The organism is Pseudomonas sp. BW16M2 (assembly GCF_014268865.1).
GTDB lineage: Bacteria > Pseudomonadota > Gammaproteobacteria > Pseudomonadales > Pseudomonadaceae > Aquipseudomonas > Aquipseudomonas peradeniyensis.
In genome coordinates this window covers 17,171-32,807 of record NZ_JABWRI010000009.1, presented here as the reverse complement: position 1 = coordinate 32,807, position 15,637 = coordinate 17,171, and the positions used below count along the sequence as shown (strand labels likewise).

The window sequence follows — 15,637 nt, the reverse complement described above, 5'->3', positions numbered from 1 at the left end:
GGCAAGCCCGCTCCTGCAGGAGTGGACTTGCCCGCGATGGGCCATCAGAAATCGTAGCTCAGGCTGGTGTAGTAGAACGCCCCCTGCGCCCCTTCGGGGCTGGTGATCGAGTACTTCGGCACGCCGTACAACTGCGCGCCCTCGAGCTTGTCGGGGTGGCTGTCGAACAGGTTGATCGCACCCACCGACAAGGTCAGTCCCAGCCCGAAACGGTAGGCCACGTCCAGGTCGGTCACCCACTGCGCGCCGAAGGTCTGGTCCAGCGCCGGATTGGCGGCGTTGCGGTTCTGCCACTGGCCGTAGCGGCGCTGGGCCACGGTCACGTTCCAGCCCTGGTACTGCCAGTTGGCGCTCAGGGTCAGCTTGTCCTTGGGCGTGCCGTCCTCGATAAGCCCCTGGGTGTTGCGGCCGATGATCTGGTCGCCGGCAATGCCGCCGACATCGTCCAGCCCGGTGATGCGCGTGTTGGTGCGCGCATAGCCGCCGTTGAGGTCCAGCCGGCCCCAGGCGCCGAGGTCGAGCTGGTAGTGCCCGGCCAGTTCGATACCGTCGGTGCGGGTGTCGGCGATATTGCTGTAGAACGCCGCGCTCTGGATGTTGGCGTACGGCGTGCCGGCGAAGATCGGCCCGACCACCGAGGCCGGCAGCTGGTCGGACAGGGTGATGCGGTTGTCGATGTCGATACGGTAGGCATCGACGGTCAGCGACGCGTTGGCCAGCGGACGCCATACCAGGCCGACCGAGAAGTTGGTCGACTCCTCGGGCTTGAGCGCCTTGCCGCCCAGCAGCCGCGCCTCGGGGCTGTCGGCGCGCAGGGTGCGCTGTTGCACCTCGACCCAGTTGCCGCTGCCCGGCGGCTGCTCGACCACCTGCACGCTGAACGACGACAGCCCCGACTGCACCAGCGAGGGTGCGCGGTAGCCGGTACTGGCGCTGGCCCGGGCGGCGATCTCGGGGGTGAAATCGTAACGCAGCGACAGCTTGCCGTTGGTGGTGTCGCCGAAGTCGGAGTAATGCTCGCTGCGCAGGGCGAAGCCGGCCTGGAATTGCTCGGTGATCTGTCCTTCGAGGTCGAAGTAGGCGCCGATCACCCGGCGGTCGAGGGCGGCGGCGTCGACCTGGGTGATACCCGAGTAGTAGCCGGGAATGCGCCGCCCGGTCAGCGGGTCGACGGTATTGAACAGCGGCCCGTTCTGCCAGCCCTGGGCATCGCCGGCGCTGAGCTGGTAGTTTTCCTCGCGCCAGGTCAGGCCGGCGGACACCGTCAGTGGCTTGAACAGCAGGTCGGTGGCGAAGTCGCGGGTCCAGTCCAGGGTCAGGTTGGTCTGGTCGGCCTCGCGCCGGCCGGTGTAGAGGGTCGAGGCGCTGGCCGTGCCCCAGCTGGGGTTGATGGCATCGCGGTCGGTGGAGTCGACGCGGTTGTTGCCATGGTTCAGGGCCAGGTCGAAGTGCCCGAGGGTCTCGTCCTCGTAGCGCAGGCCGCCGGTGACGGCATGGTCCTCCAGGCCGTAGCGGGTGATCGGCAGGCGCCCGTCCGGGTAGCGCGCCAGGGCCACGCTACCGTAGTTGCTGCGCAGGGTGGTGGGCGGGTCGAAGAAGTTCTCGGCGTCGGTGTTCTTGTGCGCGTAGGTGGCCAGGCCGTAGGCGCTCAGGCCATCGCCCAGCCCCATTTCGGCGTTGGCGGTGAAGTTGTACTGGTCCGAGACATTGCCCGAGCCCCAGCGCCAGTTGCGGTAGCGGTTGTTCTGCTCGCGCGGGGTCGCGGTGCTGGTGGAGCCGGGGTAGAAGATCCGGTTGTCGTCGCGGGTGTCGCTGGCCGGGTCCTGGCTGCCGGCATCGAAGGCCAGGGTGAGGAATCCGTCATTGGGCAGGGCGAAGCCTTTCCAGCCGCTGAGCTTGCGCTGCAGGCCGTCGCCCTTGTCGTAGCCGCCGAAACGGTAGCCGAGGTTGCCGCCTTGGTCGCGCTCCTTGAGCACGATGTTGATCACCCCGGCGATGGCGTCAGAGCCGTATTGGGCGGCGGCGCCGTCGCGCAGGATCTCCACCCGCTCGACTGCCACCAGCGGAATCAGGCTCAGGTCCACCGCCGCCGCGCCACGGCCGTTGGCCAGGCCCTGGCGGGTGACGTTGGCGCTGGTGTGGCGGCGCTTGCCGTTGACCAGCACCAGCACCTGGTCGGAGGCCAGGCCGCGCAGCGAGGCGCCCTGGGCGATGGAGCCGGCGAAGGCGCCTTGTGGCGACTGCGGGTAGTTGAACGAGGGCGACAGCGCGGTGAGGGCGCCGGACAGGTCGCGGGCGCCGGTTTCCTGGAGCTTTTCGCCGCTGAGCACGTCCACCGGGGCGGCGCTTTGCAGGGCGGTGAGGTCGCTGCGGTGGGTGCCGACCACGACCACGGTGTCGAGGCGGTCGGTGGATTCGGCGGCCAGCGCGGGCACGGCGAGGCTGCCGATGGCCAGGCTCAGGGCCAAGGGGTGGTGGTGGGGCATGGGGATTCCTGCTGAAAAGAAGTGTGGACTGTGCCGGCCCTGTCGCGGGGCAAGCCCGCTTCCACGCCAGACCTGCAACGGCAGCGTTGGCGTGGGAGCGGGCTTGCCCCGCGATAGGGCCGCAAACGGCGACCTAGAACCGGCTGGTAACGCTCATCCCCACGGTGCGCGGGTCGCCGTAGGTGATCACGTACTGCCCGGCACCGCCGTTGGGCCGGCCATGCACCTGGTAGCGGCGGTCGGTGAGGTTGTTGACGAAGCCGGTAACGCTGAGCTTGTCGTCGGCGCTGAACCAGCTCAGACGCGCATTGGCCAGGGTGTAGTGCGGCTGGCTGAGGGTTTGGTCGGCGCTGCTCTGGCGGTCGGCGAGGAAGTACTCCTTGTCGCGGAAACTCACGTCGCCCCCGGCCACCACGCGTCCGGGCACGTCCAGCGGCAGGGTGTAGTCGGCGCCCAGCGACACCACGTTGCGCGGCGAGCGCACGAAGCTGTTGCCGCTGTAGTCGCCGGTCACCGCGCCGGTGGTGGGGTTGGTGTTCTTGAAATCGGTGTACTCGGTATCGAGGAACGACACGGCCGCGCGCAGGTGCAGGCGCTCGGTGGGCTGGCCTTCGATCTCAAGCTCGGCGCCCTTGACCTTGCCCTTGGCGCCGTTGGTCAAGGCGGTGGTGAGCACGCCGTTGTTGACCGTCAGCAGGTTCACCTGGATGTCCGAGTAGTCGTAATAGAAGACGTTGGCGTTGACCGTCAGGCGCCGGTCGAACCACTCGGACTTCAGCCCCAGTTCGTAGGCGTCCAGCTCTTCCGGGTCGACCGTGGTCAGCTGCGCCAGGCTGGTGGAAAGCCCCGTGTTGAAACCGCCGGAACGGAAACCATGGGCATAGCGGAAGAACACCCGCAGGTTGTCGTTGATGCGGTATTCCGGGGTCAGATCGTAGGTCCAGGCTTCCCAGGTCTTGTCTTGCTGGCGGTTGCCGTTGCTGCCGGCGCCGGCGATGGGGATCAGCGGGCCGTTGGCGCTGGCGCGGGTCAACTGCACCAGGTCCAGGTCGATGTCCTTTTTCTCCTGGGTCCAGCGCAGGCCGCCGGTCACGCTGAAGTCGTCGGTGAAGTCATAGGTGACGTTGCCGAACAGCGCGTAGCTGTCGGTGCGGTGGTCGAAACCCAGGTCGCGAAACGCCGTGGTGCCGACCTGGTTGGAGCCGCTGCCGTTGGGTGTCGGGCCCGGGGTGACGATGCGCTGCGAGGCGCTGTCGAGGTCTTCGTGGAAGTAGTGGGCACCGAGCAGCCAGTGCAGCGGACGGTCTTCCGGCGAGGCCAGGCGCAGTTCCTGGGACCACTGGCGGTAACTGTTGTCGGTGATCGCGGCGCCGTTGACCTCGTAGGGGGTGTAGTCGGCGTCGGTGGTGGAGCGGTTGCGGATGTAGTCGTAGGCGCTGATCGAGGTCAGGGTGTAGTCGCCCAGGTACCAATTGAAGGTTAATGACGCGCCGTCGTGGTCGAGGCGGTAGTCCTCGTTGACGTTGAGGGAGATGTCGCGGCCATTGGGGCGCTGGTAGCCGACGTTGTAGTAGCTGCCCACCGGCAGCGAGCCGTTGCTGCCGTCGCCCTTGAACTGGCGGCTGTGGATCTTCAGCAGGGCGTCCAGGTCCGGGTTGAGCTGGGCGAGGAACTGCAGGCGCACGGCCTTCTTGTTGACGTCGCCGTAGCTGTTGCCATCGAAGTCATTGTGCTGGAAGCCGTCGCGTTCCTCGGAGTACAGCGACACCCGGCCGGCCAGTTTGTCGTCCACCAGGGTGCCGCCGAGGGCGCCGTTGAGGATGCGTTCGTTCTTGCTGCCGAAACCGACCGTGCCATAGCCGTCGGTGTCGAAGGTCGGTTTCTTCGAGATCACGTTGACCGCGCCGGCGGTGGTGTTCTTGCCGTACAGGGTGCCTTGCGGGCCGCGCAGGATCTCGATGCGCTCCAAGTCGAACAGCGGCCCGCCGCCGGCGATGGGCGCGTTGAGGTAGACGTCGTCGGCGTAAATGCCCACCGGGTAGACCGTTGCCGCGCCGGTGTCGCCGGTGCCCAGGCCACGGATGTACCAGCGCGGGCGGCCATCGCCGTCGGGGTTCTTGGCCGAGGCGTTGGGCACGAAGGTGGTGATGTCGCCCATCGAGCGCACGCCGTCGGCGACCAGTTGCGTGCCCTTGATCGCCGACACGGCCACCGGCACTTCCTGCAGGGTCTGTTCGCGGTGCTGGGCGGTGACGGTAACGGTCTCCAGGGCCGGTTCGGTCTTGTTCTCGTCGGCGGCGAAGGTGTGGCTGGCGGTGCTGCCCAGCAGCAGCGCGAGGCTGATCTGGCGGGCTAGTGGATGGCGCTGGTGCATGTGGAATCTCCCCGAGTGAAAGCGTTGTTGGGGAAGACAGAGCAGGGACTGTGCCAGGCTCGTAACGCACTGTTTTTATTAGGATTTATTGGTTGTTGAAGCGGTCGATGTGGATGGCGCAGCAGCGGGGTGTTTGGCGGGTGTTGCTGGGGCAGCAGGGCTGCCCCAATGCCCTTGCAGGTTCAGACAGCCAATCGCGATGTGGAGCCGATCACCTGCTCCAGCACGCTCGAATCGATCCACTCGCGCACATCGATGCGCCGCGGGATGAAGCCCCAGCGATGAAGGAATTCGCTGAAGTCCTGCAACGCCGCGATGGAGCGGCCATCCAGCGCCGTGCGCAGGCGCCGATGGGCATCCTCGCCATAGGCCGCCGCCACCCAGTACTCGCTGGTGTTCAGCTCGCGGGCAAGAAAGCGCCGGGTGTCCTCGGGGTTGGCCCAGGCCCATTGCTCGGTGCGCAGCACGGTGTCGACCAGGGTGCGACTGGCCTCGAAATGCTCGTGCAGCAGGTGGGTGTCCACCGTCAGCGTGCGCGGCGTGCCGTTGTTGCTGCGAATCAGCGGGTCGGGGTGGCTGCCGGTGTCGACCACCACCCGCAGGCCGAACTCGTGGGCGAGCTGCACCGCGTGGGCACCCTTGAGGAAAATCGCGTCGATGTCGCCGCGCAGCAGGCCGATCAACTCGTTGTTGCGCCGACTCACGCGGCGGGTGTCCAGCGCCACCTCCGAACCGTACAGATGCTGCTTGGGCTCATCGCTGTAGGTGCCGCCGTAGGGGTAGTCGACCAGCTCGACGTCGGCCACGTTCAGGCCTTCGAGCTTGAGCGCGTTCTCCAGGCCGCGCAGGGCCTGGGCGCGGGTGAAGTCGATCTGCACGTTGGCCCACTTGGGCAGGCCGAAGCGGCGGTTCTTCAGGTCGCGAATGCCACGCACGCCGCTCTCTTCGGTGGTGAGGATCAGCTGTACCTCGTCGATCCAGCTCAGCCCCAGCACCCGGGTCTCGACGCCGCTAGCGTAGGCCCAGATCGCCGGGATGCTGCCGCCATGGCGCACCGAGTTCTGCAGGTGGTGGTCGTAGTGGGCCTCGCGCACCTCGCGCTCGCTGGACTCGCGCAGCGACTGGATGCGCGTGCCGAACGGCGCGAAAGCCTGGGCCAGGCGCCCGGACTGCACGGCGATGCCAAGGCCGGTGGGTACCGGGCTGTGGGTGTACCAGAGGGTTTCCAGGGGCTTGCTCATAAGGCGATGGGTTTCCTGTCCATGGCAGAAGGGGCGGCGAGCAGCGCGTCCAGCGGCTGCCGGTCGATCCAGTCGCGCACCGCGAAGCTGGCCGGGATGAAGCGCCAGCGCGCGAGGAACTGCACGAAGTCCTGCAGCGCGTCGATGGCCTGTTCGTCCAGGGCGGTGCGCAGGCGCAGGTGGGCGTCGTTGCCATAGGCCACGCCGACCCAGTATTCGCTGCTGTTGGTTTCGCGGGCCAGGTAGCGGCGGGTCTCGTCCGGGTGCTGCTGCGCCCAGTGCTCGGCGCGCAGCACGCTGCCCAGCAGCGTGCGGGCTACCTGCGGGTGCCGTTCGAGCAGATGGCTGTCGACCGCCAGCGTGCGCGGCGTGCCGTTGTTGCTGCGGATCAGCGGGTCGGGGTGGCTGCCAGTGTCGATCACGGTGCGCAGGCCGAAGGCGTGGGCCAGCTGCACGGCGCTGGCGCCCTTGAGGAAGATCGCGTCCACCTCGCCGCGCAGCAGGCCGGCCAGCTCCAGGTTGCGGCCTTCGTCCTGGCCGGTGGACACTGGCGTGCCGGCGACATTGCGCACCGGACGGTCGCTGAAGGTGCCGTGGTAGCGGTAGTTGACCAGGTGCAGGTCGCCCACCTGCAGGCCGTGCAGCTTCAGGGCGTTTTCCAGGCCGCGCAGGGCCTGGGCGCGGGTGAAGTCGATCTGCGCCGCGCTCCAGTCGGGCAGGCCGAAGCGCCGGCCCTTGAGGTCCTGCACGCTGTGGATGGCGCTGTCCGGGCGGGTCAGGATCAGCTGCACTTCATCGGCCCAGGACAGGCCGATCACGCGGGTCTCGCAGCCCTGGGCGCGGGCCCAGATCGCCGGGATGCTGCCGCCGTGACGCACCGAGTTGCGCAACGTGTGGTCGAAGTGCGATTCGCGCACGGCCTGCTCGTCGGCTTCGCGCAGCGACTGCACGCGGGTGCCCAGGGCCGCCAGGTCCTGCTGCAGCCAGCCTTGCTGCACGGCGATGCCCAGGCCGGTGGGCACCGGACAGCGGGTGTACCAGAGGGTGTCGAGGGGTTGGCTCATGGTCGTTCTCCTCAGGCGCTGGCCTTGAGCGGCGTGGCGGCGGCTTGCTGCACCAGCGGCAGGACTTCCTGGCCGATGCGCAGGGCCTCTTCCAGGTGCGGGTTGGCCGCCAGGATGAAGGTCGAGAAGCCGGCGTCGCGGTATTCGGCCAGGCGCTCGGCGATGTTCTGGTGGCTGCCCACCAGGCCCACGGTCGGGCCGGGCTTGGCCTTGGCGAAACCGGCCCAGAGATTGCGCGCCAGCTTCAGTTCGTCGAAATCCTGCAGGTGCTGGTGATAGGCCGCCTGGCGGGCGCCGCCGACCGAGTCGGAGCCTGTGACGAAACCCTTGGCGATGGCGCTGCTCTTGCCTTCGAGGCGTTCGAACTGCTGGCGCAGCTCGCGCCAGGCCTGCTCTTCGGTTTCGCGGGCGAACAGGTCGACGCGCAGGCCGAAGCGCACCGTGCGGCCCTGCTTGTCGGCCAGTTCGCGCACCCGTTCGAGATGCGGCTTGAGCGTGTCGATCGGCTCGGCCCAGTTCAGGTAGACGTCGGCGTGGCGGGCGGCGACCTCCAGCGCGGCGTCGGAGAAACCGGAGAAGTACACCCCGGGCTTGCGCTCGTGGGCCAGGCCCGGTGGCAGGCTGCCGTGCTCCAGGCGGTAGATGTCGCCTTCGTAGGAGAAGCTGTCGTTGGTCCACAGGCCCTGAATCACGTCGAGGAATTCGCCGGTGCGCTTGTAGCGCAGGTCGTGTTCGAGGAAGTCGCCGTTGGCGCGCTGGCTGGCCGGGTTGCCGCCGGTGATGATGTTCCAGTCCAGCCGCCCGCCGCTGAGGTTTTGCAGGATCGCTGCCTGCTGCGCGGCGTAGGCGGGCAGGGTCCAGGTGGCCTGGAAGGCGATCAGGAAACGGATGCGTCGGGTCTCGCGGGCCAGCGCCGCGGCGGCGATCCACGGCTCGGGGCCGGTGGGCAGCAAGGCGCCTTCGAAACCGGCCAGCTCGGCGGCCTTGGCCACCTGGGCGATATAGTCGATGTAGGTGAAGCCGTCGGCCTCGCCGCTGGGCAGGCGGCCGGGGGCGATGTGGCCCGGGCGGTGCTGCGGGTTGCCACGGGTGTGGCGGTCGGTGGACAGTTGCGGCCCGTCGGTGCCCAGGGGCAGGCGCCAGAAGAATTCGGTGGTCATGGGAGCTCCTGAAGGGGAGGTTGGCGATGTGGGGGGTGGTGCAACGGCTGTGCCATGGCACTGCAGGGCCGGAACTGCGAGGGATGGCGAGGGTGAGGTGTTGCTGTGGCAGCAGCCGGGCAGCAGTGATTGCATGAGCAGCAGCAGGGCCCTATCGCGGGGCAAGCCCGCTCCCACGCCAGACCTGCAACGGCACAGTTGGCGTGGGAGCGGGCTTGCCCCGCGATAGGGCCCTAGTTCTCGATGGCGACCTCCCCGGCACTGCGCAGATACGTCGCGTACAACCCGGCATACACCCCGCCGGCCTCGACCAGCGCGGCATGCCGCCCCAGTTCGACCACCTGCCCGTGGCGCACCACGGCGATCCGGTCGGCGTCGCGGATGGTCGCCAGGCGGTGGGCGATGATGATCGCCGTGCGCCCCTGGCACAGCCGGCGCAGCGCCTGCTGGATGCGCCGCTCGGTGTGCACGTCGACCGCCGAGGTTGCTTCGTCGAGCACCAGCACCGCAGGGTCGGCCAGGTAGGCGCGGACCAGGCACACCAGCTGGCGCTGGCCGTGGCTCAGGTGGCTGCCCAGCGGACCGACCTCTGTGTGGTAGCCCAGCGGCAGGCGCTCCAGTACCTCGTCGGCACCCAGCTTGCGAGCGGCGGCGATCAGCTGGGCATCGTCGGCGCCGGGCCGGGCCAGGCGCAGGTTGTCGAGGAGGGTGCCGCTGAACAGCACGTTGTCCTGCAACACCACGCCGACGTTGCGCCGCAGGTCGTGCTGGGCCAGTTCGCGCAGGTCGATGCCGTCGAGCTTCACCGCGCCGTGGCGCACGTCGTAGAAGCGCGTGAGCAACTGCACCAGGGTGCTTTTGCCATGCCCCGAGGGGCCGACGATGGCCAGCACTTCGCCCGCCGGGATATGCAGGTCGAGCCCATCGATCACCGGGCGGGCGCTGGCGTTGTAGGCGAAGCCGACCTGCTCGAAGTCCACCTGGCCACGGGCCCGGCCCAGCGTCCTAGGCTGTTCGGGGTCGAGCACCTGGGCGCGGGTGTCGAGCAGCAGGAAGATGCGCTGCGCCGAGGCGCTGCCGGTGGCGTAGCGCTCGAACAGGTCCGACAGCTCCTGCAGCGGGCCGAGGAACAGGAACACGTAGAACAGGCTCTCGGCCACCTGGCCAACGCTCACCTGGCCTTCGGCCAGGCCGAAGGCACCCACCAGCAACAGCACGGCCATGCCCGCCGTGCCCAGCAGCGCGGTGAACGGCGCGAACCAGCTGGTGCGCAGGCTGCCGTGGATCAGCGCCTGGTTGAAGGCCTCCAGCAGGTGCCGGTAGCGCCGCTGGTTGCTGGCCTCGCGCCCGCACTGCTGGATCAGGCGCACACCGCTGACGCTTTCGACCAGGTGCGCGGTGAAGCGGCTGCGCTGCTCGGCGACCTTGGCCCAGTTGCGCTGCGACACCCGCTTGAAGCGCCAGGTCGCCAGCGCCAGCAGCGGCACGGTGGCCGCCAGGCTGTAGAAGAAGCTCGGCTCGATGCGCCACAGCATCACCCCGGCCAGGCCGCAGCGCAGCAGGGCGCCCAGCAGCTCCGGCGGGCCTTGCACCAGCAACGGTTCCAACGCGTCGACGTCGCGGTCGGCACGGGCGATGATGCGCCCGGCGCGGGTCTGGTCGAAGTAGCTCACCGACAGCGCCTGGACATGGGCGAACACCTGCACGCGCAGGGCGTTGAGCACGCCGATGGCGGCGCCGCCGGCAATGAACTGCGAGATGCCTGCCAGCAGGAAGCGGCCCAGCCAGCTGGCGGCCAGGCCCAGGCCGAGCCACAGCACCAGGCGCTCGTCCAGCAACCAGTGGCCGGCGTCCTGGATCAGCCCGCGGTCGAGCAGCTCGCGGACGAACCACGGCCGCAGGAACACGGTGAACACCAGCAGCAGTTCCAGGCCGATCACGCTCAGGATCGCCCCACGGATCGGCCGCAGCAGCGGCAGCAGGCGGCCCAGCATGCCGCGGTCGAGGGCCTGGCGGGCCAGGCGCTGTTCGATGTCGATATCGCTTTCAGCCATGCTCGATCCCCAGCAGGTCGCGGTAGTGGGCGTTGTTTGCCGTCAGCTCGGCGTGGCTGCCGCTGGCGCGGATGCGCCCGCCGTCGAGCAGCAGCACGCGGTCGGCCAGCAACAGGGTGGACAGGCGGCTGGTGATCAACAGCAGGGTCGGTGCACGGCCGGTCTGGCTGCGTTGACGGCGCAGGTTGTCGAGCACGCGGCGCTCGCTCTGGGCGTCCAGGGCGCTGGTGGCGTCGTCCAGGCACAGGATGTCGGGCGCGCCGAGCAGGGCGCGGGCCAGGCACAGGCGCTGGCGCTGGCCGCCGGACAGGGTCACGCCACGGTCGCCCAGCGGTGTGTCCAGGCCGTGGGGCAGGCGCTCCAGCACATCCTCGGTGGCGGCCTGGCGCAGGGCCTCGCGCAGCTCGCTGTCGCTGGCGCCGGGCGCGGCCAGGCGCAGGTTGGCGGCGAGCGAGTCGCTGAACAGGAAGCTTTCCTGTGGCAGCACCTGCACCCGGTGGCGTAAGGCCGCCAGGTCGAGGTCGCGCACATCGTGCCAGCCATGGGTGTCGCTGCCGACCCGCACGCTGCCGCCGTCTACCTCGGCCAGGCGCGGCAGCAGGCTGGCCAGCAGGCTCTTGCCGCTGCCGGTGGCGCCGACCAGCGCCACCACCTCGCCGGGGCGCAGCTGCAGCGAGCAGCCGTGCAGCAGGTCGCGGTCGGCCTGTGGCGCGGCCACGCGCACCTGCTCCAGCTTCAGGCCCAGCGGCCCCGCTGGCAGCGCGCCCTGGCCGTTGCGGATGGCGGGGCGCTCGTCGAGCAGTTGCCAGATGCGTTCGGCGCTGGCGCGGGCGTCGGCGAAGGTCTGCATGACCCGGCCGATGCCTTCGATGCGGAACACCAGGGTGGTGCCCACCAGCAGCGAGGTCACCAGCTCGCCGATGCCCAGGCGCCCGGCGGCCACCTGGTGGGCGCCGTACACCAGGATCCACACATGGCCGAGAGCGACCACCGCCTGCGGCAGGGGAATGCGCGAGCTGGCGTAGGCCAGCGCCGTGCGGGCATGGCCGCTGAACAGCGTCACCTGCTCGGCGAAGCGGGCGATGCGTCGGTCCTCGAGGCCGAACGCCTTGATCACCCGCACACCGCCGATGCCTTCGGCCAGGTCCTGGCTGACCTGGTCGTAGGCCGTGGCCACTGCCCGGTCGAGGCCGACCAGGCGTTCGGTCTGGCGCACGAACAGCCACAGCCCGACACCGGTCAACAGCAGCGGCACCAGGCCCAGCAGCGGGTCGTACCAGGCCAGCAGGCCGACTGCCGCCAGCAGCACCAGCGGGGTCTCGACGATCTGCCGCCAGAAGGTGATCAGCGCATCGCGCACCTTGTCGGCGTCGCGGGTGGTGCGGGTCACCAGCTCGCCCATGCCATGGCGCCAGTGGTAGCCCAGGTGCAGGGCCTGGACCTGTTCGAGAATGCGTTCGCGCAGGCGTGTCAGCAGGGCCTGGCTGAGCACCAGCGACAGCACCGCGGCGGCGTACTGCAGCAGGCCGCGGGCCAGGGCGATGGCCAGCAGGGTCCACAGCCAGTGCCAGCCCAGGCTGGCGTCGAGGCTGCCGTCGGCCAGGCGGGTCACGGCGCGGCCGGCGCCGACATCGTCGACCGCGTGGCCGATCAGCCATTGCTGCCAGGCCAGGCCCAGGTTGCCGGCGATGTACAGGGTGGCGACCAGGGTGAAGCGCCAGGGCATCTCGCGGTAGATCGCCAGGGCGCGCAGGAGGGGGTGTCTGGAGGTCATGCAGGGCTCGGGTCTGGTGGTGGGGCGGGCCTCATCGCGGGGCAAGCCCGCTCCCACGCCAATGGTGTCGTTGCAGGTCTGGCGTGGGAGCGGGCTTGCCCCGCGATGGCGTCAGCGACGTGTAGCGCCTTGCGCTTCCTTGGCATTGAGCACCGCCGTGTACTCCCCCGGATCCACCCCGTTGAGGTAGTAGTTGCCGACGTTGTGCAGGCGCCAGCGGATCGGGTCGTGGGTGGTGTGCACGCGGGCGTCGCGCCAGAAGCGGTCCAGGTTCCACTTGCTCAGCGAGGCGCTGGCCCCAAGTAGCGAGAACAGGTCGCTGGCGATCTTCAGCGCCGCGCCGTCGGCATGCGCCCGGGCGGTGGCCACCGAGAGGATCAGCTCATCCTCCAGCGCCTTGTCCGCCGGGTCGCTCTCGTGGGCGTCGAACACCCGCGCCGCCTCGCGCAGCACCGACTCGGCGCCGCGCAGGGCCACGGCGTATTCGCCGACCTGGCGGATGATGTGCGGCTCGTCGCTGGCCCGCTCAACGCCGCTCTCGACCCAGGCCCGGGCGTGCTCGCGCAGGTAGTCCACCGCCGCCTGCAGGGCGCCGGCGGCGATGCCGCTGTCGATGGCGGCGTGAAGGATCTGCGGGAAGGTCAGGCCGGTGCGCTTCATCGGCCCACTACGGAAGGTGACGAAGCGCTCGTCGAGGACGATCTCGTCGAACTTCACCGTGCCGCTCACCGAGTGCTGCTGGCCGAAGGCGTCCCAGTCATCGACCAGGGTCAGGCCGGGGGTGTCGCGGTGCAGCAACACGCCGGCGCCACCGTCCTCGCTGGCGGCGGTCAGCGAGATCCACTCGGCCAGGTAGGCGCCGGTCGAGTAGAACTTGCTGCCGTTGAGCACCAGCTTGCCGTCGGCGCGGCGTTCGACGCGGGTCTTGAGGGCGAACTTGTTCTTGCCGCCGACCTCGGCCAGGGCATTGCCCAGGCGCTTGCCGGCCAGCACATCGGCCAGCACGCGGTCGCGGACCTCGTCGGGGTAGCCGCCGAGCACCCCGCGCAGCATCACGTTGTGGATCTGCAGCAGCTGGCCGACGCCGCCGTCGGCGGTGGAGACCAGGCGCACGGTCTCGACGATGGTCGCGACCGAGGCGCCGAGGCCGCCGAACTGCGTGGGCACGCCGATGGCGGTGAGGCCGCTGCTTGACAGCAGCTCGGCCTGGCGGCGGGGCAGTTGCCGGTTGTTGCCTGGGTCGGCGGCGAGGGCGGCGATTTCGCCGGCGACCTGGCGGGCGATGTCGATGGCTTCGGCTTCATGGGTGATGCGCCGGGCTGGCGGGTGTTCGATGGTGGTCATGGGTTACCTCGGTGGCAGTGTATGGCCCATCGCGGGTCGGTGTGGGAGCGGGCTTGCCCCGCGATGCCTGCGAACACCAGAGCAACTTCTTTGCCACAGCCCCGAAGTCCATGGAGTACAGGGCTTTCAGCGCATCCTTGCTGCTCCAGCAACACCCCTGGTCGCGGTTTCTGCTGATCTGGCAACACCCGCGCCGCAATCCTGCATCCTGGTCAGCAATCACCACCCTGGTCATCATCGGAAAGCCCCTTGTTCCGGGCATCCCAGCCCTTGGCACGGCCGCTGCAACGGTCCTTGCACGACGTCCAAGGAGCCCACCCATGACCCTCCCTCAAGCCACCCCCAAACCTGAAACCCTGGAACGCCTCTGGTTCACCCGCTGCCCGGTGCCCACCGCCTCGGGCATCGCCTACAAGCTCGGCTGGCTGCAAGACGAGTTCGCCGCCGACGGCCTGCCCATCGATACCCTGCAGGAGGCCCGCCAGCTCGGCCATCACCACTACGATCACCAGCTCCCCGGCCTGTTCCGCGAGGGCGGCAACCTGCCGGCCCTGGCCGCCCGCGCCGCCGGTGCGCCAACGCGGCTGATCGGCCTGACCTGGATCGAGGAATGGCAGACCATCCTGGTCCGCCCAGACAGCAACATCCGTCGCCCGCAAGACCTGCGCGGCAAGCGCCTGGCCCTGCCGGCCTGGGGTGACAACCGCCCCGGCAGCATCGCCCGGGCCATGAGCCTGCACGGCTACAAAGGCGCGCTGGCCTCGGCGGGCCTGGGCTTCGATGACGTACATCTGGTGGAGGTGGCGCTGCTCGACACACTCGACGCCGGCACCCCGCAACTGGGCCTGCAACGGCTGTGGTCGGGCCTGGATCCACTGGTGCGCGGCGAGGTGGACGCGGTGTACGTCAAGGGCGCCGCCGCCGCCGATGCCGCCCGCCGCCTGGGCCTGGTGGTGGGCATCGACCTCGATGCCCTGCCTGACCCGCGCCATCGCATCAACAACGGCACGCCACGGCCGATCACCGTGCACCAGCGCCTGCTCGACGAGCACTTCGACCTGGTGACGCGCTTCCTCGCCCAGACCCTGCGCGCCGCCGACTGGGCCGCCGGCAACCGCGACGCGCTCAACGCCATCCTCGAGGACGAGACCCGCGCCGGCAGCCAGGGTGTGGCCGAAGCCTATCGCGGCGACTTCCACAGCACCCTGGCACCGGACCTGTCGCCCCAACGCCTGGCCTTCCTCGACATCCAGAAGACCTTCCTCAACCTGCATGGCTTCCTGGAACGCGACTTCGACCTCGCCGACTGGGTCGACCACCGCCCCCTGCAAGCCGCCCACGACCTGCTGGCCCAGCGCCGCGCCTGATACCGGAGACCGAGCATGACCGTACTGATCAACGAACGCCCCCTCACCGCCGAGCTGCAAGCCTTCACCGACCAGGTGCTGGCCGAGGCCGAAGCGGCCTTCAGCGTGTTTCGCGAAACCCGCACCATCACCGCCAACGGCACCGTCGGCTTCATCGAGCGGGTGCCCGGCGAGCAACTGCTGGTGTCGGTGAACTACGGCGGCCCGTGGAACCACCGCAAGCCGCTGGAGGCGACGGTCAGCGACTTCGCCGGCAATGTCATCCTCGGCAAGGGCAAGGGGGGACTGGGCCGCTACACCAAGCTGTTCCAGACCCACGCCGACATCACCACCGTGTCCCACGTACACAGCCCCTACCTCGGCGCCTGGGCCCAGACCCACCGCAGTCTGCCGTTCCACTACGTGCCGGTGCAGCGCTACCAGCTGGCCCGCGAGCTGCCGGTGTACATCGACCGCCGCCAGGCCGAGGTGGATTTCATCCTTGAGCAGATCGCCGCCAACCCGTTCAACCTGGCCATTCTTGAAGCCAATGGCGGCGCCACCGTGTGGGGCAAGCAGGGCCTGCGCGCCACCGCCGAATTCATCCTGCTGCTGGAGGAGGGCGCGCAGATCCAGCTACTCGCCGACGCCCTCGGCGGCTCGCGTCCCTATGGCCCGGGCGTGCTCACCCAGCAGTGGAAGATGAGCGGCCTGTACGAGCGCGCCAGCGAACTGGGCCTGGTGCCCGGCATCGACCGCCGCAACTGATCCCCCACCTTTCGCGCATGGAGGTC

10 protein-coding genes are annotated in these 15,637 nt (G+C 69.2%); 2 read left to right on the top strand and 8 right to left on the bottom strand.

Annotation, left to right across the window (positions count from 1 at the left end; translation table 11 throughout):
• Positions 1–44 precede the first annotated feature (44 nt).
• The 8 genes from HU735_RS10600 to HU735_RS10565 all read right to left on the bottom strand — a co-directional run bounded on the left by HU735_RS10600 (position 45) and on the right by HU735_RS10565 (position 13,497).
• Positions 45–2,486, bottom strand: a complete 2,442-nt coding sequence (locus tag HU735_RS10600; protein WP_186713459.1) for a TonB-dependent receptor — start codon at positions 2,484–2,486, stop codon at positions 45–47.
• Positions 2,487–2,619: 133 nt separating this feature from the next.
• Positions 2,620–4,860 carry a TonB-dependent receptor gene (locus HU735_RS10595; RefSeq protein ID WP_186713458.1) on the bottom strand — a complete coding sequence of 747 codons (2,241 nt, stop codon included), beginning with the start codon at positions 4,858–4,860 and terminating at the stop codon, positions 2,620–2,622.
• A gap of 182 nt (positions 4,861–5,042) precedes the next feature.
• On the bottom strand, positions 5,043–6,101 hold the full coding sequence (locus tag HU735_RS10590) for an ABC transporter substrate-binding protein (RefSeq protein ID WP_186713457.1): 1,059 nt from the start codon (positions 6,099–6,101) through the stop codon (positions 5,043–5,045).
• Positions 6,098–7,165, bottom strand: a complete 1,068-nt coding sequence (locus HU735_RS10585; protein ID WP_186713456.1) for an ABC transporter substrate-binding protein — start codon at positions 7,163–7,165, stop codon at positions 6,098–6,100. The genes HU735_RS10590 and HU735_RS10585 overlap by 4 nt, the downstream gene beginning before the upstream one ends.
• Positions 7,166–7,176: 11 nt before the next feature.
• On the bottom strand, positions 7,177–8,325 hold the full coding sequence (locus tag HU735_RS10580) for an LLM class flavin-dependent oxidoreductase (RefSeq protein ID WP_186713455.1): 1,149 nt from the start codon (positions 8,323–8,325) through the stop codon (positions 7,177–7,179).
• A 233-nt stretch (positions 8,326–8,558) separates the two neighbouring features.
• Positions 8,559–10,379, bottom strand: a complete 1,821-nt coding sequence (locus HU735_RS10575) for an ABC transporter ATP-binding protein (protein ID WP_186713454.1) — start codon at positions 10,377–10,379, stop codon at positions 8,559–8,561.
• Entirely contained in the window at positions 10,372–12,153 is a 1,782-nt protein-coding gene (locus tag HU735_RS10570) for an ABC transporter ATP-binding protein (protein WP_186713453.1), read from the bottom strand. Before HU735_RS10570 ends, HU735_RS10575 begins: the two co-directional genes overlap by 8 nt.
• Before the next feature lie 111 nt (positions 12,154–12,264).
• A complete protein-coding gene (locus HU735_RS10565) occupies positions 12,265–13,497 on the bottom strand; it encodes an acyl-CoA dehydrogenase family protein (RefSeq protein ID WP_186713452.1) in 1,233 nt (410 codons plus the stop codon).
• Positions 13,498–13,817: 320 nt separating this feature from the next.
• On the opposite strand from HU735_RS10565, the gene HU735_RS10560 reads away from it, so the two are divergent.
• Together HU735_RS10560 and HU735_RS10555 are read left to right on the top strand one after the other, a co-directional pair.
• Positions 13,818–14,864, top strand: a complete 1,047-nt coding sequence (locus tag HU735_RS10560) for an ABC transporter substrate-binding protein (RefSeq protein ID WP_186713451.1) — start codon at positions 13,818–13,820, stop codon at positions 14,862–14,864.
• 15 nt (positions 14,865–14,879) lie between these two features.
• The gene (locus HU735_RS10555; protein ID WP_186713450.1) at positions 14,880–15,611 is read left to right on the top strand and encodes a class II aldolase/adducin family protein; all 732 of its coding nucleotides are present in this window, start codon (positions 14,880–14,882) and stop codon (positions 15,609–15,611) included.
• Positions 15,612–15,637 lie beyond the last annotated feature (26 nt).

Coding starts and splice junctions, on each gene's coding strand:
- HU735_RS10560 (WP_186713451.1), top strand. CDS start 13,818: ATGACCCTCCCTCAAGCCACCCCCAAACCTGAAACCCTGGAACGCCTC.
- HU735_RS10580 (WP_186713455.1), bottom strand. CDS start 8,325: ATGACCACCGAATTCTTCTGGCGCCTGCCCCTGGGCACCGACGGGCCG.
- HU735_RS10590 (WP_186713457.1), bottom strand. CDS start 6,101: ATGAGCAAGCCCCTGGAAACCCTCTGGTACACCCACAGCCCGGTACCC.
- HU735_RS10575 (WP_186713454.1), bottom strand. CDS start 10,379: ATGGCTGAAAGCGATATCGACATCGAACAGCGCCTGGCCCGCCAGGCC.
- HU735_RS10585 (WP_186713456.1), bottom strand. CDS start 7,165: ATGAGCCAACCCCTCGACACCCTCTGGTACACCCGCTGTCCGGTGCCC.
- HU735_RS10565 (WP_186713452.1), bottom strand. CDS start 13,497: ATGACCACCATCGAACACCCGCCAGCCCGGCGCATCACCCATGAAGCC.
- HU735_RS10555 (WP_186713450.1), top strand. CDS start 14,880: ATGACCGTACTGATCAACGAACGCCCCCTCACCGCCGAGCTGCAAGCC.
- HU735_RS10570 (WP_186713453.1), bottom strand. CDS start 12,153: ATGACCTCCAGACACCCCCTCCTGCGCGCCCTGGCGATCTACCGCGAG.
- HU735_RS10595 (WP_186713458.1), bottom strand. CDS start 4,860: ATGCACCAGCGCCATCCACTAGCCCGCCAGATCAGCCTCGCGCTGCTG.
- HU735_RS10600 (WP_186713459.1), bottom strand. CDS start 2,486: ATGCCCCACCACCACCCCTTGGCCCTGAGCCTGGCCATCGGCAGCCTC.